The sequence below is a fragment of the Listeria sp. MAN/IMW/UF464 genome (assembly GCF_058683955.1).
The window spans coordinates 155,758-174,969 of record NZ_JBZWZP010000004.1; the positions used below are offsets into that span (position 1 = coordinate 155,758).

22 protein-coding genes are annotated in these 19,212 nt (G+C 38.0%); all 22 read right to left on the minus strand.

From position 1 onward, the window contains the following. Positions 1-350: 350 nt before the first annotated feature. Complete coding sequence (locus tag AC4PG0_RS13330; protein WP_270908543.1) at positions 351-716, minus strand: single-stranded DNA-binding protein; 366 nt, start codon at positions 714-716, stop codon at positions 351-353. A gap of 254 nt (positions 717-970) precedes the next feature. Then, a complete protein-coding gene (fabZ, locus tag AC4PG0_RS13335) occupies positions 971-1,405 on the minus strand; it encodes a 3-hydroxyacyl-ACP dehydratase FabZ (RefSeq protein ID WP_003763977.1) in 435 nt (144 codons plus the stop codon). A 21-nt stretch (positions 1,406-1,426) separates the two neighbouring features. Then, positions 1,427-2,422: a rod shape-determining protein MreB gene (mreB, locus tag AC4PG0_RS13340; RefSeq protein ID WP_010991326.1), complete on the minus strand. Its 996-nt coding sequence runs from the start codon at positions 2,420-2,422 to the stop codon at positions 1,427-1,429. A 162-nt stretch (positions 2,423-2,584) separates the two neighbouring features. Beyond that, positions 2,585-3,877, minus strand: a complete 1,293-nt coding sequence (murA, locus tag AC4PG0_RS13345) for a UDP-N-acetylglucosamine 1-carboxyvinyltransferase (protein ID WP_003772302.1) — start codon at positions 3,875-3,877, stop codon at positions 2,585-2,587. 180 nt (positions 3,878-4,057) lie between these two features. Continuing rightward, on the minus strand, positions 4,058-4,294 hold the full coding sequence (locus tag AC4PG0_RS13350; RefSeq protein ID WP_010991327.1) for a DUF1146 family protein: 237 nt from the start codon (positions 4,292-4,294) through the stop codon (positions 4,058-4,060). A gap of 122 nt (positions 4,295-4,416) precedes the next feature. After that, positions 4,417-4,821: a F0F1 ATP synthase subunit epsilon gene (locus tag AC4PG0_RS13355; protein ID WP_003723461.1), complete on the minus strand. Its 405-nt coding sequence runs from the start codon at positions 4,819-4,821 to the stop codon at positions 4,417-4,419. Between the two features lie 21 nt (positions 4,822-4,842). Continuing rightward, positions 4,843-6,264: a F0F1 ATP synthase subunit beta gene (gene atpD / locus AC4PG0_RS13360; protein WP_003772293.1), complete on the minus strand. Its 1,422-nt coding sequence runs from the start codon at positions 6,262-6,264 to the stop codon at positions 4,843-4,845. A gap of 60 nt (positions 6,265-6,324) precedes the next feature. Further along, positions 6,325-7,197, minus strand: coding sequence for a F0F1 ATP synthase subunit gamma (locus tag AC4PG0_RS13365; RefSeq protein WP_003723463.1), 873 nt, complete (start codon positions 7,195-7,197; stop codon positions 6,325-6,327). Positions 7,198-7,234: 37 nt separating this feature from the next. Next, the gene (gene atpA, locus AC4PG0_RS13370; RefSeq protein WP_003739782.1) at positions 7,235-8,749 is read right to left on the minus strand and encodes a F0F1 ATP synthase subunit alpha; all 1,515 of its coding nucleotides are present in this window, start codon (positions 8,747-8,749) and stop codon (positions 7,235-7,237) included. A gap of 26 nt (positions 8,750-8,775) precedes the next feature. After that, entirely contained in the window at positions 8,776-9,315 is a 540-nt protein-coding gene (locus AC4PG0_RS13375; protein ID WP_003772291.1) for a F0F1 ATP synthase subunit delta, read from the minus strand. After that, the gene (atpF, locus tag AC4PG0_RS13380) at positions 9,312-9,824 is read right to left on the minus strand and encodes a F0F1 ATP synthase subunit B (protein ID WP_003739784.1); all 513 of its coding nucleotides are present in this window, start codon (positions 9,822-9,824) and stop codon (positions 9,312-9,314) included. The genes AC4PG0_RS13375 and atpF overlap by 4 nt, the downstream gene beginning before the upstream one ends. Positions 9,825-9,911: 87 nt before the next feature. Further along, on the minus strand, positions 9,912-10,130 hold the full coding sequence (atpE, locus tag AC4PG0_RS13385) for a F0F1 ATP synthase subunit C (protein ID WP_003723467.1): 219 nt from the start codon (positions 10,128-10,130) through the stop codon (positions 9,912-9,914). Between the two features lie 71 nt (positions 10,131-10,201). After that, the gene (gene atpB / locus AC4PG0_RS13390) at positions 10,202-10,918 is read right to left on the minus strand and encodes a F0F1 ATP synthase subunit A (protein WP_003723468.1); all 717 of its coding nucleotides are present in this window, start codon (positions 10,916-10,918) and stop codon (positions 10,202-10,204) included. Between the two features lie 6 nt (positions 10,919-10,924). Next, positions 10,925-11,323 (minus strand): ATP synthase subunit I, encoded by a 399-nt coding sequence (locus AC4PG0_RS13395; protein WP_003729250.1) that lies wholly within the window; start codon positions 11,321-11,323, stop codon positions 10,925-10,927. A 193-nt stretch (positions 11,324-11,516) separates the two neighbouring features. Next, the gene (locus AC4PG0_RS13400) at positions 11,517-11,684 is read right to left on the minus strand and encodes a hypothetical protein (protein WP_072218559.1); all 168 of its coding nucleotides are present in this window, start codon (positions 11,682-11,684) and stop codon (positions 11,517-11,519) included. A 470-nt stretch (positions 11,685-12,154) separates the two neighbouring features. Further along, positions 12,155-13,294, minus strand: coding sequence for a non-hydrolyzing UDP-N-acetylglucosamine 2-epimerase (gene wecB / locus AC4PG0_RS13405; RefSeq protein ID WP_033838236.1), 1,140 nt, complete (start codon positions 13,292-13,294; stop codon positions 12,155-12,157). Positions 13,295-13,411: 117 nt separating this feature from the next. Then, entirely contained in the window at positions 13,412-14,041 is a 630-nt protein-coding gene (gene upp / locus AC4PG0_RS13410) for a uracil phosphoribosyltransferase (RefSeq protein ID WP_003764001.1), read from the minus strand. Positions 14,042-14,178: 137 nt separating this feature from the next. Further along, entirely contained in the window at positions 14,179-15,420 is a 1,242-nt protein-coding gene (gene glyA, locus AC4PG0_RS13415; RefSeq protein ID WP_003772282.1) for a serine hydroxymethyltransferase, read from the minus strand. 135 nt (positions 15,421-15,555) lie between these two features. Continuing rightward, positions 15,556-15,963 carry a low molecular weight protein arginine phosphatase gene (locus tag AC4PG0_RS13420; protein WP_203574113.1) on the minus strand — a complete coding sequence of 136 codons (408 nt, stop codon included), beginning with the start codon at positions 15,961-15,963 and terminating at the stop codon, positions 15,556-15,558. Next, a complete protein-coding gene (locus AC4PG0_RS13425; RefSeq protein WP_194320394.1) occupies positions 15,960-16,997 on the minus strand; it encodes an L-threonylcarbamoyladenylate synthase in 1,038 nt (345 codons plus the stop codon). Before AC4PG0_RS13425 ends, AC4PG0_RS13420 begins: the two co-directional genes overlap by 4 nt. A 299-nt stretch (positions 16,998-17,296) precedes the next feature. Beyond that, the gene (prmC, locus tag AC4PG0_RS13430; protein ID WP_010991332.1) at positions 17,297-18,148 is read right to left on the minus strand and encodes a peptide chain release factor N(5)-glutamine methyltransferase; all 852 of its coding nucleotides are present in this window, start codon (positions 18,146-18,148) and stop codon (positions 17,297-17,299) included. Next, positions 18,135-19,211 (minus strand): peptide chain release factor 1, encoded by a 1,077-nt coding sequence (prfA, locus tag AC4PG0_RS13435; protein WP_003764009.1) that lies wholly within the window; start codon positions 19,209-19,211, stop codon positions 18,135-18,137. Before prfA ends, prmC begins: the two co-directional genes overlap by 14 nt. Position 19,212 lies beyond the last annotated feature (1 nt).

The window sequence follows — 19,212 nt, forward strand, 5'->3', positions numbered from 1 at the left end:
TACCACATGAAACTTTAGACTTGGTTACTAAAAAATTAAGCATGTATGACAGGCGCCTGAATAGCCCCGAGAATCCTGCAATATTTGTAAATTACCATTATTGTCTGATTTTTATTGTTTACACCTTCAATTGGTTCTCAAATTCTTTCAACATAACTCGCCGTTATAGTTCACGCCTCTTTTATATCCCAATTAAATACTTCATAAAATAAACTATTTATATTTAAAAGATAGAATTGGAAAATTTTTCCATTACAAACAACTCCTAAAATCAACGCTTTTAATCGCTATTTCAACCAAATTTTTATAAATTATAAGTTAAATCTAGCTTTTTATAACAAAGTATTACATCATTCATCTTCTTCATGAGAGATATTAACTACATTTTCGCTTTTACCTCTACTTGATAGATACCTAATTTGGTGAACTAACACCTCAGTAATATAGACTTTCTGTTCCTCTTTATTCAAATATTGTCTAGATTGTAGTTCTCCGATTACACCTACTAATTGTCCTTTACTACAAAATTCAGCAGTTGCTTCTGCTCGCTTTCCCCAAATAACGCATTGAATAAAATCTGCATCATTGTCGACTCTCTTATTCTTTCCAAAACGATTTAAAGCTATTGTCAAATTCAAAACAGCCCTATCTTCTGTGGTCCATTTCAGTTCTGGCTCTTTTGTTAAACGTCCTACTAAAGTTACTTGATTAATCATATAATCGCCTCTTTCTTTTGGTGTAAAGCGATTATATTTGATAAAAATTTCTTTGTAAAATAGCTAAAGTTCCATTTTCATGGGGGTTAAAGAAACAAAAAAACCGTTTTCTGTTAGAAGAAAATAATACTTTTCTAGAGAGATAATGAATGCAAAACACTATTTTACTAAATTGCAACTTTTTTTAGCACATGCTATTCTGAGAACATCAAAAAAGCACCAAAATCCATTTTGGACTTCAGTGCTCATTATTTCTATTGTGGTAAATCTGATAAAGCGAACATAATTTCCGCTTCACAAACCAAATCGCCTTCTACTGTAGCCTTAACTTTGGCCTTGGCAATAGCGCCTCTCATTCGAGTGATTTCTGCTTCAAGTAAGAGTTGATCACCTGGCACAACTTGACGTTTAAAGCGACATCCATCAATTCCCGCAAACAAACCAATTTTGCCTTTATTAGCTTCACTTTGCATCATTGCAATCCCACTTGTTTGAGCAAGTGCTTCTACAATTAGGACACCCGGCATTACAGGATACTCCGGAAAATGGCCATTAAAGAATTCTTCATTAGCTGTTACATTCTTTATAGCAGTTACTTTTTTTCCTTCTTCAACAGAAATAACTCTATCCACTAATAAAAATGGATAACGATGAGGTAAAATTTCTTTGATTTTCTTAATATCTAACATATAAATCCCCCAAATTCAAATTTAGATACGACCACGTTTTTTATTTGTTAGTGATTCAAGCAAAATGCCAGTACCGAGAGCTACAACATCTAAAGGATTTTCAGTAATTAGAACCGGAACTTTTAATTGTTCAGACATTAATTCGTCTAAACCATGTAATAATGAACCGCCACCAGTCATAATAATTCCTCTATCAATAATATCTGCTGAAAGTTCTGGAGGTGTTTGCTCTAAAACTTGTCGAGCTGCTAAAACCATTAAGTTCAATGAATCATGAATAGCTTCTTCTACTTCAGAACTAGTAATGGAGATAGTCTTAGGTAAGCCACTTACTAAGTCTCTACCGCGAATCTCCATAGTTTCTTCTTTAGTACCTCGGGAAGCAGTTCCAATAGTTACTTTAATATTTTCAGCAGTTCTTTCACCAATAAGTACGTTATACTTTCTTTTAACATAATTTAAGATATCAGCGTCCCATTTATTGCCGGCCACTTTTACGGATTGGCTTGTTACGATGTCGCCCATAGATAATACGGCTACATCCGCAGTTCCACCACCGATGTCAATAATCATATTACCAGAAGGCTCAAAGATTTCCATGCCAGCACCAATAGCTGCAACTTTAGGTTCTTCTTCAAGAAACACTTGTTTTCCACCACTTTTTTCAGCAACTTCTCTAATTGCTTTTTGCTCAACAGAAGTAATATTCGTTGGGCAACAAATTAAAATGCGAGGACGCGAAAAAAAGGTTTTCAGGTTCAACTTTTGTATAAAGAAACGTAGCATTTCTTGAACAATATCAAAATCAGCAATAACCCCATCTTTCATAGGCTTGATTGCTGTAATATCCCCTGGAGTTCTACCAACCATATCTCTAGCTTCTGTTCCAACTGCTAGAACTTGTCCAGTCTTATTGTTTATAGCGACAACTGAAGGTTCATTAACAACGATTCCTCTTCCTTTAACATGAATTAATACATTAGCTGTACCTAAATCGATACCAACATCTTTTGCCATTTACATTTTAACTCCTTTCGTGGTGTACACCTAATTTTACATCTCATTCTGAATTATAGCATAATTTACGTTACGCTGAAATGTATATTTCATGACAACGTGGTTTTTTTCACGATAATAAAAAAAACCGTACCAAAAGATACGGTTTTAACAAATTTAATTTTAGAATAGAGAAGCTAAATTCGTTACATCGATTTTAGAATCATCTACACGTTCTACATCTGCACCAAGCGCTTGAAGTTTTCCGTGGAAATTATTATAGCCACGGTCTAAGTATTTAAGTTCCGTTACTTGTGTATAACCATCCGCAACAAGACCTGCAAGAATAAGTGCTGCTGCTGCACGTAAATCAGTCGCCGCAACTTCAGCTCCTTGTAGTTTTGCTGGACCGGAAATAATAACAGAATGTCCTTCAATTTTCATATCTGCATTCATTCGACGCATTTCTTCAACGTGCATGAAGCGATTTTCAAAAACAGTTTCTGTCATAATGCTTGTGCCTTCACTTAGCATTTGAATAACCATCATTTGTGATTGCATATCAGTTGGGAAACCAGGATGTGGCATTGTTTTAACATCCACTGCTTTCAATTTATCTGGTCCAATGACACGAATGCCATTTTCTTCTTCAATAATTTGAACGCCCATTTCCTCTAATTTAGCGATTAATGAACTAATATGTTCAGGAACTGCATCTTCAATTAAAACATTTCCTCCTGTAATCGCTGCAGCAATCATAAACGTACCAGCTTCAATACGGTCAGGAATAATAGAATGTTCAGTAGCAGTTAATTCTTTAACTCCTTCAATTCTAATTACTTCAGTTCCTGCTCCAATAACTCTGGCACCCATTTGGTTAAGGAAATTCGCTAAATCTACAATTTCAGGTTCGCGAGCAACATTCTCAATCACTGTTGTTCCTTCAGCTAATGTAGCAGCCATCATAATATTTTGAGTTGCTCCAACACTTGGGAAATCTAAGTATACTTTAGCCCCTACTAATTTTTCAGCAGTAGCTTCAATATAACCATTTTCGATTTTTACAATTGCGCCCATTGCTTCAAAGCCTTTTAAATGTAAATCTACTGGTCTTGAGCCGATTGCACATCCACCTGGCAAAGCTACACGAGCTGAACCAGTACGAGCTAATAGTGGTCCCATGACAACAATAGAAGCACGCATTTTTCGAACATACTCAAAAGGTGCATCAGAAGTGATTTCTCCTGTTGCATCAACTGTTACTTCATCATTTACAAAAGAAACATCAGCATTTAAATATTTAAGTACCTCATTAATTGTGAATACATCAGACAAATTTGGGACATTTTTTAATACGCTAGTACCTTTACTCGCAAGTAATGTAGCAGCTATTACCGGTAATACAGCATTTTTGGCACCTTCCATTTTTACAGAACCATTTAACTGTTTTCCACCGCGTACAATAATTTTTTCCAAAAAGAACCCCTCCGCGTTACTAATAACTAAATCATTTATCGAATTTTATTAATCGAAATTTAAAATTAAAACATATCTTAGTAATTCTACCACTTATCACCCTAAAATATCAACTGATTTTAACCTAATATTAAACTTGTTATAAGCTTATATTAAATTTTTACTACAATAGTACTTTTTCTAGCCAAAAAAATTAATTAACTGCTTAGATGCCGCTAAGTAGTCTAAGAAAAAGTTACTTAATGTATAACCGAGCACAATCGAAATAATCACAAATAGTAGTCTAGCTTGCGTTACATGATTTTTCTTAATGAATTTTTCGTAGTTGATTGCTTGCAAGGACCAAAAAGTAATAACGATAAATAGTAAATGTGAAATGATGATGACATATGGTGATTCCATAATAATATTATACATGTGTTCGCTCCTCATTTTTTGCTACTACTCATTTTAACAAATACAGGGAGGAAAAAACAGTTAATGCACTTATGGTTATATAAAAAAACTTCCTGGCTAAAAACCAGGAAGCTAAATTATTATTAATTGTGTTCTTTCGCGTGAATTCGGTTGATAGCTCTTTGTAGTGCTAGTTGAGCCATTACTTCATCCACTTTTTGTTCTTTTGCTCGGCTAAGTTCTTCTTCTGCACGTTGTTTTGCTTTTTCAGCGCGATCAATATCAATATCTTGTTCGCGTTCAGCAGTATCCGCGAGAATGTTAACTTCTTCACCGTTTACTTCCATAAAGCCACCATTTACAGCGACCCATTCCTCACCAGACTCAACTTTTAAACGAACAATGTCGATTTTAAGTGGAGCAACTAGTGGAACATGGCCAGGTAAAATACCGAGTTCACCTGCTTTTGTTCTAGCAATAACCATTTGAGCAACGCCTTCATAAACAGGGCCGTCTGGAGTAACAATACTAACATTTAATGAACCCATACGTATTTCCTCCTGTTTTTATCAGACTTCAACGCCCATATCTTTTGCTTTTTCAAGAACATCCTCAATGCGTCCAACTGAACGGAATGCATCTTCAGGAATATGGTCGTATTTTCCGGCTAATAAGTCTTTGAATCCTTTAACTGTTTCTTTAACAGGGACATAAGAACCTTTTTGGCCTGTAAATTGTTCTGCAACGTGGAAATTTTGAGATAAGAAGAATTGTACACGACGCGCACGAGAAACAGATTGTTTATCTTCATCAGATAACTCATCCATACCAAGGATAGCGATAATGTCTTGAAGTTCTTTATATCTTTGTAATAAACGTTGTACTTCCGTTGCTACTTCATAGTGTTCTTCCCCTACGATATCAGGAGAAAGAGCACGAGATGTAGAAGCAAGTGGATCTACCGCTGGATAAATACCTTGTTCTGTTAATTTACGTTCCAAGTTAGTTGTTGCATCTAAATGGGCGAAAGTTGTAGCCGGAGCCGGGTCAGTATAGTCATCGGCTGGCACATAAATCGCTTGGATAGAAGTAACGGATCCAACGTTAGTAGATGTAATACGTTCTTGTAATTGACCCATTTCAGTAGCTAGGGTTGGTTGGTAACCTACCGCAGATGGCATACGACCTAGTAAAGCCGAAACCTCTGAACCAGCTTGTGTGAAACGGAAAATGTTATCAATGAATAAAAGTACATCTTGGTGCTCTTCATCACGGAAATATTCAGCAATTGTTAAACCTGTTAAGGCTACACGCATACGCGCACCTGGTGGCTCGTTCATTTGACCGAATACCATCGCTGTTTTTTCAATAACACCAGAATCTTTCATTTCAAAGTAAAGGTCGTTCCCTTCACGAGTACGCTCTCCAACGCCTGCGAACACTGAAATACCACCGTGTTCTTGTGCGATATTATGGATAAGCTCTTGAATTAGAACGGTTTTACCTACACCGGCACCACCGAACAGTCCGATTTTACCACCTTTTAAGTATGGAGCTAGCAAGTCAACTACTTTAATTCCTGTTTCAAGAATTTCTGTTGTTGTTGCTAATTGATCGAAAGTTGGTGCTTCGCGGTGAATTTTATTACGTTTAATATCGCTTGGAAGTGGTTCGTCCAAATCGATGGTGTTTCCTAATACATTAAATACACGACCAAGAGTTACTGTACCAACTGGAACGGTAATTGGGCTCCCAGTATCAATAACTTCCATACCTCTTTGAACACCATCTGTTGATGCCATTGCGATTGTACGCACAACGTCATCACCTAATTGGATGGCTACTTCTAAAGTAAGTTGGCTAGTTGGTGCTTCTTCTGCATCAGATTTATATTCAATAACTAGGGCGTTGTAGATTTCAGGTAAGTTTCCACCTTCAAATTTAACGTCTACAACCGGACCCATAACTTGGATTACTTGTCCTTTAGACATGCAATTATTCCTCCTCACTTACCTTCCCATTTATTGGGACGTTACAAGAAACGCCGACTTCTATTCGAGCGCGGCTGCTCCTCCGACGATTTCGGTAATTTCTTGCGTGATCGCAGCTTGGCGAGCACGGTTATATTGTAGTGATAAGTCACTGATTAAATCGGATGCATTATCTGTCGCGCTTCTCATGGCAGTCATACGAGCAGCATGTTCAGCGGCTTTGGCATCCAGAAGTGCTCCGAAAATTAGGCTTTCCACATATTGCGGTAATAATACTTCCAGGATTTCTTGTTCGGAAGGCTCAAATTCGTAAGTAGTTAAATCTACATCCGTTTCTTTACCTTTTTCGTGAAATTCCGTCAGTGGCAATAGTTGCTCTTTTCTCAGTTCACTAGAAATAGAATTGATATGGTGATTATAATAAATGAAAACCTCGTCATAAACACCATCTTCAAACATTTGAACTGTGTTACTAGCAATATCTTTAATTTCCGCAAATATCGGGTGATCTGTAATACCTTGTACTTCTAAAACCACGTTCATTTGGCGCGCTTTGAAGAAGTCACGAGCAGATCTACCTACAGTGATTATTGCATATTCATCACTTGACGTATGCTTTTTATTAATTTCTTGAAATACTTCTTTGATTACGGAACTGTTGTAAGAACCTGCAAGTCCAGTATCAGAAGTAAGTACGATATAACCAGTACGGTGAACAGGTCTAGATACAAGCATTGGATGGTCGCTGCTGTTACCAGTGCTAGCAACATGTGTTACTACGTCTTTAATTTTAGAAACGTAAGGCTCATATGAACGAGCGTTTGATTCTGCACGACCTAGTTTTGCTGCTGATACCATTTGCATTGCTTTTGTAATTTGACTTGTTTTACGCGTAGAAGTTATTCGTTGTTTAATATCGATTAAAGATGCCAAAGATTTTCACCACCTTTGAATTTATTCCGAGTCTAAATTATTTTTCTTCAGAAGGAACAAATGTATTTTTAAATTCTTTTAATGCTGCTTCAAGTTTCGCTTCGTCAGGAAGTTTTTTCGTTGTACGAATTTCTTCCAAAAGCTCTGGGTGATTATGATCAAACCATGTATTCATTTCGGACTCAAAACGCAGAACATCATGAACTGGTACATCATCCAGATATTTATGAACAAGTGCATAAAGAATCAATACTTGTTTTTCAACTTTCAAAGGTTTGTGCAAATCTTGTTTTAGAACTTCTACTGTACGTTTACCACGTTCTAGTTTCGCACGAGTAGCTGCGTCTAAGTCAGAACCGAATTGTGAGAAAGATTCTAGCTCACGGTAAGCGGCAAGGTCTAGACGAAGTGTTCCGGCAACAGTTTTCATTGCTTTAATTTGCGCTGATCCACCTACACGGGATACAGAAAGTCCGGCGTTGATCGCTGGACGTACTCCGGAGAAGAATAAATCAGATTGCAAGAAGATTTGTCCGTCAGTAATTGAGATAACGTTTGTAGGAATATAAGCGGAAATGTCTCCGGCTTGTGTTTCTACGAATGGAAGAGCCGTAATGGATCCGCCACCTAAGCTATCATTTAATTTTGCAGCACGTTCAAGTAAACGGGAGTGTAAGTAGAAAACATCCCCTGGATAAGCTTCACGACCTGGAGGACGACGAAGTAATAGAGACAGCTCACGATAAGCAGCTGCTTGTTTGGATAAGTCATCATATACAACTAAAACGTGTTTACCGCTGTACATGAATTCTTCAGCCATAGCAACACCAGCATAAGGTGCCAAATAAAGAAGTGGCGCTGGTTGAGATGCTGCTGCAGTTACGACGATTGTGTAATCTAATGCGCCGTGATGACGTAATGTTTCTACGGCATTACGAACAGTAGATTCTTTTTGACCGATGGCAACATAAATACAAATCATGTCTTGGTCAGCTTGGTTTAGAATAGTATCAATTGCTACAGATGTTTTACCAGTTTGGCGGTCACCAATGATTAACTCACGTTGACCACGACCAATAGGAACAAGTGCATCAATTGCTTTAATACCTGTTTGTAATGGTTCGTTTACCGATTGACGTTGCATAACACCAGGTGCTACTGCTTCAATCGGACGAGTTCCAGTTGTTTCAATAGGTCCTAAACCATCAACTGGTTGACCTAATGAGTTAACTACACGCCCAATAAGCGCTTCGCCAACAGGAACTTCCATGATTTTACCGGTACGGCGAACTTCATCGCCTTCACGGATTTCAGTGTAAGGACCTAGAATAATGATACCAACATCATTTGTTTCTAAGTTTTGGGCCATACCCATTACACCATTTGAGAACTCTAACAATTCACCAGCCATTGCATTATCGAGTCCATGAGCACGCGCAATACCGTCACCAATGTAGGTAACCGTACCAACATCACTCACTTTTAGTTCAGATTGATAATTTTCAATCTGCTGTTTTATGATTGAGCTGATCTCTTCAGCCTTAATGCTCATTGATTTCACCCCTCGTTAAACGGAAACTAGGCTTTAATTTGCCGTTCCATGTCCTTTAATTTCGTTTTTAGACTGTCATCATATATACGGGTTCCAATAACCACTTTGACTCCACCAAGAAGGGATTTATCAATGTGATTTTGAATGTTTAATTTTGTTTTGTTCATTTTTGCAGCAAATACTCTCGAGAGCGCCGTAAGTTCTTGTTCAGAAAGCGGTACAACAGAATAAACATCTGCATCCGCAACTCCGCGCAAGTCGTTTACGCGTTTTTGGTAAACGTCCGCAATAACAGAAAGATAATCTTCTCTGCTACGGTCAATTAAAAGATAAATAAAATCTCTTAATGTCGGATTGATTTTTTCAAAAACAGCGCTGGCAAGATTTTTCTTTTGCTCGGTCGTGAAAGTAGGATTTTCAAGTAGTTTTACAAAATCTTTATTTGCATTTAATGCCGCTTTTAATTCAGTTAGTTCTTCTGAAAAAACGTCGACTAAATCTTTATCTTGAGCTACTTGAAAAAGCGCATTGGCATAGCGACCTGCAACTTCCAAATCTTTACTCATTTGTCATCCCCTAGCCTTTCGATATAATCTTGGATAAGGTTAGATTGTTCTTTTTCATCCAGATTTTTTTCGATGACTTTCGATGCAATAAGAACAGATAAGGAACCGACTTGTTCACGAAGAGCAGAAATAGCATCTTCTTTTTCACGTGCAATATCGGCTTTTGCTTCTTCTTTTATACGTTCTGATTCACGTCTAGCAGTTTTGACAATTTCTTCGCGTTCTTTTTCACCAAGCTGTTTTGCATTCTCAATCATTGTTTGAGATTCAACACGAGCTTGTTGTAAAACACTTTTTTGTTCGGCAAGTAGTTGTTCTGCTTGAGCACGGCTTTCTTCAGCCGCATCAATTTCAGAACCAATATGCTCTTCACGCTCTTTCATAACTCCCATAAGAGGTTTCCAAGCATAAATTCGGATTAAAACTAGCAAAATCGCGAAAGCAAAAAGTGTGAAGAATGCATCACCAAACGTAAATGCGGAACCAATTACTAAATGTGGTTGTAACACGCCAGTTTCACTCCTTTCTATACATTCGCTTGAATTATTCGTTCAAAACGAAAGAGATGAGGTTTTATTTCCTCAACTTCCTTCAAATTATTTATTAAGAACCATGAACGCAATAACTACAGCGATGATAGGAAGGGCCTCAACAAGACCGATACCAATGAACATGATTGTTTGTAGCATAGAACGCGCTTCTGGTTGACGCGCAACACCCTCGACAGTTTTTGATACGATAAGACCGTTACCAATACCCGCACCTAATGCACCTAATCCAACAGCAATAGCAGCTGCAATAACACCTAAAGACATATAATTATCCTCCTAATTTTTCTAAATATTATTTTTTATTACTTTTATAAATGACTTATTTGAAAGTTAGTTTAATGTTCGTCACTTACCTTATGCGACATGTAAACCATGGTCAGCATAGTGAAAATGTACGCTTGAATTGCCCCAATGAAAATTGAGAATCCTTGCCATAGTAACGCAGGAATTATTGCTAGCACACCTACAAATATGTTCATATGAGCAAGTTGTGTTGCAATGATGGTTAACAAAACTTCGCCGGCAAAAATATTACCGTAAAGACGTAAACCAAGCGTTAAAGTATTAGCAAATTCTTCTACTAATTTAAGTGGGAATAAAAATTTCATTGGACTAAAGTAAGTACCAACAAAATAGTGCTTGAAACCACGCATTTTAATACCATAGTAATGCGTTAAGCCAAGAACCATTATCGCAAGTGTTAATGTGACAATTGGATCCGCTGTAGGTGAACGCCACCATACTTCATCGTTAATCGCGATTTGAAATGGCAGTCCTAGCATATTAGCTACGAAAATAAACATTAGTAGCGTAATACCAAGCACATGGAATCTCCCACCGGTTTTCCAATCCATATTACTATTAATAATACCTCTGACAAAATCCATAACCCATTCAATGAAGTTCTGCTTTCCGGTAGGTCGGCGTTGCAGATTTCTGGTACAGATAATGGCTATTAGAAGAACGATGACACAAGTCACAGTAATCATCAAAATATTAGATAGATTAAAGTCGATCCCTAATAGGCTTATCGTTGGAAATTCCTCTTCCAATTAGGTTCACCCCTCTCTTTTTAAAAACTTTTTTCTGCGGTACATGGAATACACAAAAAAATCCAGAAAAATAATTGCATATGCAAGCCCAAGTCCGATTACCATGCTATAAACATGAAAATATTCCGGCAGTTGCGTCGCTATAATAGTAGCAAATAACACGCTCCCCATTCTAAATGGCATTCCCATACCATAAAAAGAACGATTTTCAGCCAAAGCTCTAGTCATTGATTGTGTACGCCTCATTAATAACCAGTAGTTAAACCAGCCGACGATTAAACCCAATTTAAGTCCCAAGAAAATATGTATGTAAGGGGTTAAAAACCATCCACAAAGACAAACAGCAATAAAAAGAACCATATACTTTTGATGACGATGATACATGCCAATTAGCGATTCTAACATTCGGGGCGCAATCCTTTCTTTTTCAAAAGATTTTTCTTTCCAGATGACCATTTTGAAATCTCAGGGAGTAAGTTTGGTTTGTGAAAACAAGCACATTTTCCCCAATTCATCCCAATCCCAAACACACATGAAAGCCTTATCAGCGTGTCAGTTCTTAGCATACAACAGCCAAAAGAGAAAAGTCAATACACTTTCACAAATTGTGCGTACATCTATTACTAATAGTACCACAATTGACCCTATCCATAAAAGAATAGCCCATTATTTCTGAGATTTTTTTGATTTCAAAATCTAGTCGTTTCTTAGATTGCCACGCCAGAATTATCTTTGTCCATTTAACAGCAACCAACACCTCCGTAATCGATGGAAAACTTGCCTCCTGTTCGTGTGATATTTCACAAAAAAGGCGACAAAAACTCTCTTTCGTACAAATAAAAAAACTTCTACCATTATTGGTAAAAGAATTCGATACGATTATTCGCAAATTTCGCGACCGAAAGTTCTTTTCCCAAGAAAAAGAACGGAAAAAACAGCCGGACTCACTTATCATGAGTTGCATTTTGATATAGAGTGCCCGTATAAATTCCAATTCAGTCAACGCGAAAACTAGCGTCGGCGGGATTGTAGTGAATACTGAGCGCAGTCTTCTATCCCTATGCTAAAAACAAGCTATTTTTTGGGCTCTTATATTAATAACATTGACCATCTTATCACATGTAACATAAAAGAACTAGTGAAAATCGAGCGTGTAACATATCTGTAACAATAAGGCGCTTTCATTCTAAAAAAAGAGGAAAACTAGACTTTTAACGCCTAGTTTTCCACTGTGTTTTACACGATAAAATCTTCTGGTCGCTTCGTTCCATTAAACTGACTTTTGATTGCTTCTAAAATTCTATTTGCAGCAAGTCCATCACCATATGGATTGGCCGCTTTCGCCATTTTATCATGGCTTTCTTTATTATCAAGTAATTCTAATGCTTCTTTTATGAGATTTTCTTTACTCGTCCCAATTAGTTTTAACGTGCCTGCTTCGATGCCTTCTGGGCGTTCTGTTGTGTCTCGTAAAACTAAAACAGGTACTCCCATGCCCGGCGCTTCTTCTTGTACGCCACCTGAATCAGTAAAAACAAGATAAGATTTGCGTAAGAAATTATGAAAGTCAATAGCATCCAGTGGTTCAATCAAATGAATGCGATCATGGCCACCTAAAATACTCATTGCTTTTTCCCTAACAGCTGGATTCAAATGCATCGGGTAAACAAGTTCCACGTCCTCACGACTCTCAACGATTTCGCGAACCGCTTCAAACATACCTTGCATAGGTTCTCCCAGATTTTCTCTCCGGTGAGCAGTCATCAGTATTAAGCGATTATCACCAAGATTCTCTAAAATAGGATGATGATAATCCTCTTGAACAGTTGTTTTAAGGGCATCAATGGCAGTATTTCCTGTTACAAAAATAGTAGCTGGATTTTTCCCTTCCGCAAGCAGGTTTTCTTTAGCTTGTTTCGTTGGAGAAAAATGCATATCCGCCATTACTCCAGTTAATTGACGATTCATTTCTTCTGGGAATGGTGAATATTTATTCCAAGTTCTAAGTCCCGCTTCGACATGTCCAAGCTTTTTTTGTTGATAAAAAGTAGCTAGTCCGGCGGCAAAACTTGTAGTCGTATCACCGTGAACTAGGACAATATCAGGATTTTCCTTAGCAATAACCTCATTAATTCCGTTCATTACGCGTGAAGTTATATCAGCTAAGGTTTGTCCTTTTTTCATTATATCTAAGTCAATATCAGGTTTTATATCAAAAATTTCTAAGACTTGATCCAACATTTCACGGTGTTGCGCGGTAATAACTACCGTTGACTCAAACGTTTCTGATTCTTTTTCTAATGCCAAAACGAGCGGCGCCATCTTGATTGCCTCTGGTCTTGTTCCAAAGATGCTCATTACTTTGATTTTAGCCAATTGCGAACCTCCTTATAAAAAAACTCCTCAGAAATAGCTCGACAAAAAATTTTCCAGTCTGCCAAAAAGCAGCACTGTTTATAATTCCTTATCTCACTAAACCGAGGAGATTGTTAATTATTTAGTTCCGAATAATCTATCGCCAGCATCTCCTAAGCCTGGACGGATATAACCATTTTCGTCTAGCTTCTCGTCTAAGCCAGCCACATAGATTTCTACATCAGGATGTGCTTCTTGAAGAGCTTTAACGCCTTCAGGAGCTGCTACTAGACACATGAATTTCATGTTGCGAGCGCCGCGTTTTTTCAAGCAATCGATAGCCATAATTGCGGATCCACCAGTTGCAAGCATTGGGTCTACAACGATGAAAAGACGTTCTTCCACATCAGAAGGTAGTTTTACAAAATATTCTACTGGTTCAAGTGTATCATGATCACGGTAAAGACCTACATGGCCTACTTTAGCAGCAGGGATAAGTTTTAAAATGCCATCTTGCATACCAAGACCAGCTCTTAAAATTGGCACTACACCTAATTTTTTACCTGTAAGTGTTTTTGCAGTTGTTGTTTGTAGTGGTGTTTCAACTTGGATGTCTTCAAGTTCCATATCACGTGTAATTTCGTACGCCATTAATGTAGCGACTTCATCTACAAGTTCGCGGAATGCTTTTGTTCCCGTATTTTTATCTCGAATAATTGTTAATTTGTGTTGTACTAAAGGGTGATTAATTACGTGTACGTTTGCCATCGATTAGTTCGCTCCTTTGATATTGAAAATTTCCTTCTCTTATTGTATCAGAACAAGACACAAGTGCAAGGATTAATTTGCTATACATGAAAAAAACCGGATTTCTCTAAAATTCAGAAAAAACCGGCTCACTTATTTTATAAACTTGGATAAAGCGGATATTCATTTGTTAAAGTAGCTACACGAGCTTTCACATCTGCTAAAACTTCTTCATTTTCTAAGTTGTGCAGCACTTCAGAAATAAGTACTCCCACTTTTTCAATAGCTACTTCATCGAAACCACGTGTTGTAACTGCCGCAACTCCTACACGGATACCGCTCGTTACAAATGGGCTTTCTGTTTCAAATGGAATGGTATTTTTATTCACGGTAATACCAACCTCATCTAATACTTTTTCAGCAGCTTTTCCTGTTAAGCCAAGTGGTTTTAAATCAATTAATAGTAAATGATTATCCGAACCGCCTGTTAAAACAGCAACATCATTAGCTTGAAGTGTTTCTGCTAATTTTTTAGAGTTGCGAATGATTTGTTCACAGTACGCAGTGAATTCAGGTTGTAATGCTTCACCAAATGCCACTGCTTTCGCTGCGATTACGTGCATTAATGGTCCACCTTGAATTCCTGGGAAAATCGATTTATTTAATTTTTGTTCCCATTCAGCTTTTGCTAAAATCATTCCGCCACGAGGTCCACGAAGGGTTTTATGAGTGGTTGTAGTTGTAAAATCAGCATAAGGAACTGGATTTTGATGTAAACCTGCTGCAACAAGACCAGCAATATGCGCCATATCAACCATTAAGTATGCGCCAACTTCATCAGCAATTTCACGGAATTTAGCAAAATCAATTTTACGTGGGTAAGCACTTGCACCTGCTACAATCATTTTTGGTTTATGTTTTAATGCTGCTTCACGAACGATTTCATAGTCAATTTCCTTCGTATCTTCACGAACGCCGTATTCAACAAAATTGTATAAAACACCACTAAAGTTCACTGGACTACCATGTGTTAAATGGCCACCATGTGAAAGGTTCATACCAAGCACTGTATCGCCCGGTTCAAGCACAGTATGATAAACTGCCATGTTCGCTTGAGCACCTGAGTGTGGTTGAACATTCGCATATTCAGCGCCAAATAATTTTTTCGCCCGGTCGCGTGCTAAATCTTCCACAATATCCACGAATTCACATCCGCCGTAGTAACGTTTTCCAGGGTAACCTTCTGCATATTTATTCGTTAATACAGAACCCATTGCTTCCATTACTTGCTCACTAACAAAATTCTCAGATGCGATTAATTCGATATTCGCGCGTTGTCTACCAAGTTCTAACTTAATTGCATCAAAAACTTCCTTATCTTGCTTTTGTAAATAGACCATCTGTGGACCCCATCCTTTTCTGATAAATTTTTCAAGTGAACTGTTATGTATTATCTTTAATAATTACTTAAATCGGGTAGAAAAGCAAGTATTTTGGAGCAAAAAAACGCAATTTCCGATAGTGAAGCGCTTCACTTATTGAAAACGTTCGGAAATTGCACTTTTTAGTTCGTAATAGGTAATTTCATATTGTTCAATTGGTCCTCCGTACGGGTCTGGAATATCGGTTCCATCTTCAGAAATCAATTGGATTTTGTTACTCGCGGCCGGAAAAATACTTTTTAGCTCAGCTTGGTGATTTTTGGTCATTACATAAATCTCGTCAGCCCAGTCAATATCAGCTTCTGTAATTTTCTTCGCGGTATGTTCCCCTGGTAAATTCATTTGCAGAAGTATCTCGCGGGAGTTTTCCGATATAGTGTCACCGTCTAATGCGCGAGTCCCTGCTGAACGAACTTCTAAATCAGGTCGCATATTTTGTAAAATTTTTTCGGCTAAAGGACTTCGACAAGTATTTCCCGTACAGACAAATAAAATATTCATTCGCTAATCCTCCTATTCCCAGCAGCTTTTTCTAATCGGTTCATAATCGCTGCTCCGAGTTCTGTTTCTGGATAGACTTCGGCAAAAATAATATCAACATCAGCATGGTCAAAAGCCCGTAAGCCTTTGTAAAGACTAGTAGCTATCTCACCCATTGCTTTAATGCTGCCGGTTGATTGAATGACCGCACTTGTAGCCAATTTGCTCGTCAATTCTTTTGTAGCTAAAATACCCAGTTTTTTCCCCGCGATTTCCACTTTATTAATTTCACTCTGCCAAAATTGGCTAGAACCTTCTACAAGATAAACTGGTGCTTTTGGCGCGTAATGAGTGTATTTCATGCCTGGCGCTTTTGGTTTTTCTGTTTCTGTCGTGCTATTGGTCGATAAATCAACTGTTCCGATAACTTGCTCGATTTGTTCTATAGTAATGCCACCTGGACGCAAAATAATGGGTACATCAAGTGAGCAATCTATCACGGTTGATTCTAAACCAACACCCGTAGGACCGCCGTCAATAATACCGGCAATTTCTCCGTCTAAATCTTCTATTACATGTTCGGCTGTGGTTGGGCTTGGTTTTCCGGAACGATTGGCGCTCGGGGCTGCTATAGGAATATTCGCTGTTGCTATTAATTCTAGGCTTACTGGATGTTCCGGCATGCGGACGCCCACTGTGGATAAGCCAGCAGAAACGTTAGCTGCTAGACTGTCTTTTTTTAAAGGGAGAATAACCGTTAGCGGACCTGGCCAAAATGCTTCCATTAGTTGGAGCGCTTTTGGGGGATAACTCGCGATAAATTGATCCATTTGTTCACGCTTAGCAATATGGACGATTAACGGGTTATCTGACGGACGCCCTTTTGCTGCGTATATTTTTTGAATGGCAGCTTGATTTGTCGCGTCTGCTCCCAGCCCATAAACAGTTTCGGTCGGAAAAGCCACACATTCTCCATTTTGAAGTAGTTCTGCTGCTTTTTGATAGATTAAATTATTTGATTGTTGCTTATTTATTTTCCAATGGATGGTTTGCATGATTTCCAGTCCCCTTTACATAACTTCTATTATATTTTAACGTTTTCTAAGCTATTTTTACAGTATTGTTTTTTATTTTGGAAAATGCTAAGTTTTGAACACGAGTTATCCCCAAACTGTGGATAATAACTTTGTCAATGGGGATAACTTCTTGTGAAATGTGGATAATTCTTAAAACTAAGTAAAAAAGCCATTTTCTTTATTAAGATTTGATTAAAATATTTTTTTGCACAACATTTTATCCACAGTTTTGTGGATAACTTTCATTAAAAAAAGACGTCCCTTTTACAGAAACGTCTTCATACCAGTATATTAGAGCATGTTACGTAACGATCTTTTGAATTAATATCTTTGTGGATAAGGACCGTTGCGTGTGGATAACTTTTTTCAAATAGTTGTTTTACTCGTTCACCTTGTGTATAACCTATCTCCACACCCACCCAAAAGGACGGATTCAGCACATATTTTAAGTTATCCACAAAACGTTCATAAATTGCTAGCCCATCATTTTCGGCAAATAAAGCAATCGATGGCTCATTTTTTAAGACATAATCCGACATTTCTGCTTTTTCGGCTTCAGAAATATATGGAGGATTAGCAACAATCATATCAAATCGCTCGTTATTTTGTTTGAAGGATTCGAGTAAATCAGTTTCTACAAAACGCACATCGGCATTTAGTAATAAAGAATTTTTTTTAGCAATCGCAAGTGCTGCGGCCGATATATCCGAAGCTGTCACTGTCATATCCGGAAATGCTTTTTTTAGCGCAATGGCAATAATCCCGCTTCCAGTACAAACATCAAGCAAACTCCTAAGCGGATGTTGTTTCAAAAAAGCTTCTGCTGTGGCTACAAGTTCCTCTGTTTCAGGTCGTGGAATTAGCACATCTTCTGTTACTAAAAAATCATATCCATAAAAAGGCGCTGTCTTCAAAATATATTGAACCGGTTCTCCCGCTAAATATCTTGCAAAGTCCTCTTGAAACTGTTTTTCGTGATTCGGTTCAAGTTCGCGGCTCATTTCCATCCAAAGTTCAGAACGCGTAAGTCCCATTCTCGTTTCTAGTAAAATTTCCGCTGCATTTTGATCCAATCCTTTTTCAAGAAGGATGGCTTCTGCATTTTTTAGCAATTGATTAATTTGCGTCATTTAAATGCTCCAATTTACTTGTTTGATCTTCTAGGATAAGCGCGTCAATGATTTCATCGAGTTTACCTTCCATAATTTGATCTAGTTTTTGGATAGTCAAGCCAATACGGTGATCGGTTACGCGGTTTTGCGGATAATTGTAAGTACGGATTCGCTCTGAACGGTCACCAGTTCCTACAGCCGATTTACGGTTTGCATCATATTCTTCGCGAGCTTCACGTTCAAATTTATCGTAAACACGTGCGCGCAATACTTTCATCGCTTTATCTTTGTTTTTTAACTGGGAACGTTCATCTTGCATCGAAACAACAATCCCGGTTGGAATATGGGTTAGTCGGACTGCTGACATCGTCGTATTGACACTTTGACCACCTGCACCAGTAGAAGCAAATGTATCTGTGCGAATATCTTTGTCGTGTAGCTCAATCTCCACTTCTTCCGCTTCTGGCAAAATGGCTACTGTCGCTGTGGAAGTATGAATTCGGCCACCAGATTCGGTTTCTGGAACACGTTGAACACGGTGAGCCCCATTTTCATATTTCATGCGAGAAAAAGCATCATTGCCGTTCATCATCGCAATAATTTCTTTGTAACCGCCAATACCAGTTGGGTTAGCGTCCATGATTTCGACTTTCCAACCACGAGATTCAGCGTACTTGCTATACATCCGGAATAAATCGCCTGCAAATAAAGCTGCTTCATCTCCACCAGCTGCCCCGCGAATTTCTAAAATAACGTTTTTATCATCGTTAGGATCTTTTGGAACGAGTAATAGTTTTAGGCGTTCTTCTAGTTCAGCTTTTTCTTTTTGAAGTTCCGCGAATTCTTCTTTTGCCATTTCTCGCATTTCATCGTCTAATTTTTCTCCTAGAAGTTCTCTTGTTTCATCAATTTGTTCATTCACGTTTTTGTATTCACGGTAGGTTTCGACTGTTGCTGTGATTCCTGACTGTTCTTTGGAAAGGTCGCGTAGTCGTTTTGGATCAGATACTACATCTGGATCGCTTAATAATTCATTTAATTCATCGTAACGGTCTTCCACCGCCTGTAATCGATCATACATT

Excerpts from the sequence above, each read along its gene's own strand:
- prfA (WP_003764009.1), bottom strand. The coding sequence starts at position 19,211 with ATGTATGATCGATTACAGGCGGTGGAAGACCGTTACGATGAATTAAAT.
- AC4PG0_RS13355 (WP_003723461.1), bottom strand. The coding sequence starts at position 4,821 with ATGGGTTCATTAAATGTTAGTATTGTTACTCCAGACGGCCCTGTTTAT.
- AC4PG0_RS13425 (WP_194320394.1), bottom strand. The coding sequence starts at position 16,997 with ATGCAAACCATCCATTGGAAAATAAATAAGCAACAATCAAATAATTTA.
- AC4PG0_RS13395 (WP_003729250.1), bottom strand. The coding sequence starts at position 11,323 with ATGTTAGAATCGCTAATTGGCATGTATCATCGTCATCAAAAGTATATG.
- glyA (WP_003772282.1), bottom strand. The coding sequence starts at position 15,420 with ATGGTCTATTTACAAAAGCAAGATAAGGAAGTTTTTGATGCAATTAAG.
- atpD (WP_003772293.1), bottom strand. The coding sequence starts at position 6,264 with ATGTCTAAAGGACAAGTAATCCAAGTTATGGGTCCGGTTGTAGACGTT.
- atpE (WP_003723467.1), bottom strand. The coding sequence starts at position 10,130 with ATGTCTTTAGGTGTTATTGCAGCTGCTATTGCTGTTGGATTAGGTGCA.
- fabZ (WP_003763977.1), bottom strand. The coding sequence starts at position 1,405 with ATGTTAGATATTAAGAAAATCAAAGAAATTTTACCTCATCGTTATCCA.
- upp (WP_003764001.1), bottom strand. The coding sequence starts at position 14,041 with ATGGCAAACGTACACGTAATTAATCACCCTTTAGTACAACACAAATTA.
- AC4PG0_RS13350 (WP_010991327.1), bottom strand. The coding sequence starts at position 4,294 with ATGTATAATATTATTATGGAATCACCATATGTCATCATCATTTCACAT.
- prmC (WP_010991332.1), bottom strand. The coding sequence starts at position 18,148 with ATGACGCAAATTAATCAATTGCTAAAAAATGCAGAAGCCATCCTTCTT.
- AC4PG0_RS13420 (WP_203574113.1), bottom strand. The coding sequence starts at position 15,963 with ATGAATATTTTATTTGTCTGTACGGGAAATACTTGTCGAAGTCCTTTA.
- AC4PG0_RS13330 (WP_270908543.1), bottom strand. The coding sequence starts at position 716 with ATGATTAATCAAGTAACTTTAGTAGGACGTTTAACAAAAGAGCCAGAA.
- mreB (WP_010991326.1), bottom strand. The coding sequence starts at position 2,422 with ATGGCAAAAGATGTTGGTATCGATTTAGGTACAGCTAATGTATTAATT.
- AC4PG0_RS13375 (WP_003772291.1), bottom strand. The coding sequence starts at position 9,315 with ATGAGTAAAGATTTGGAAGTTGCAGGTCGCTATGCCAATGCGCTTTTT.
- atpA (WP_003739782.1), bottom strand. The coding sequence starts at position 8,749 with ATGAGCATTAAGGCTGAAGAGATCAGCTCAATCATAAAACAGCAGATT.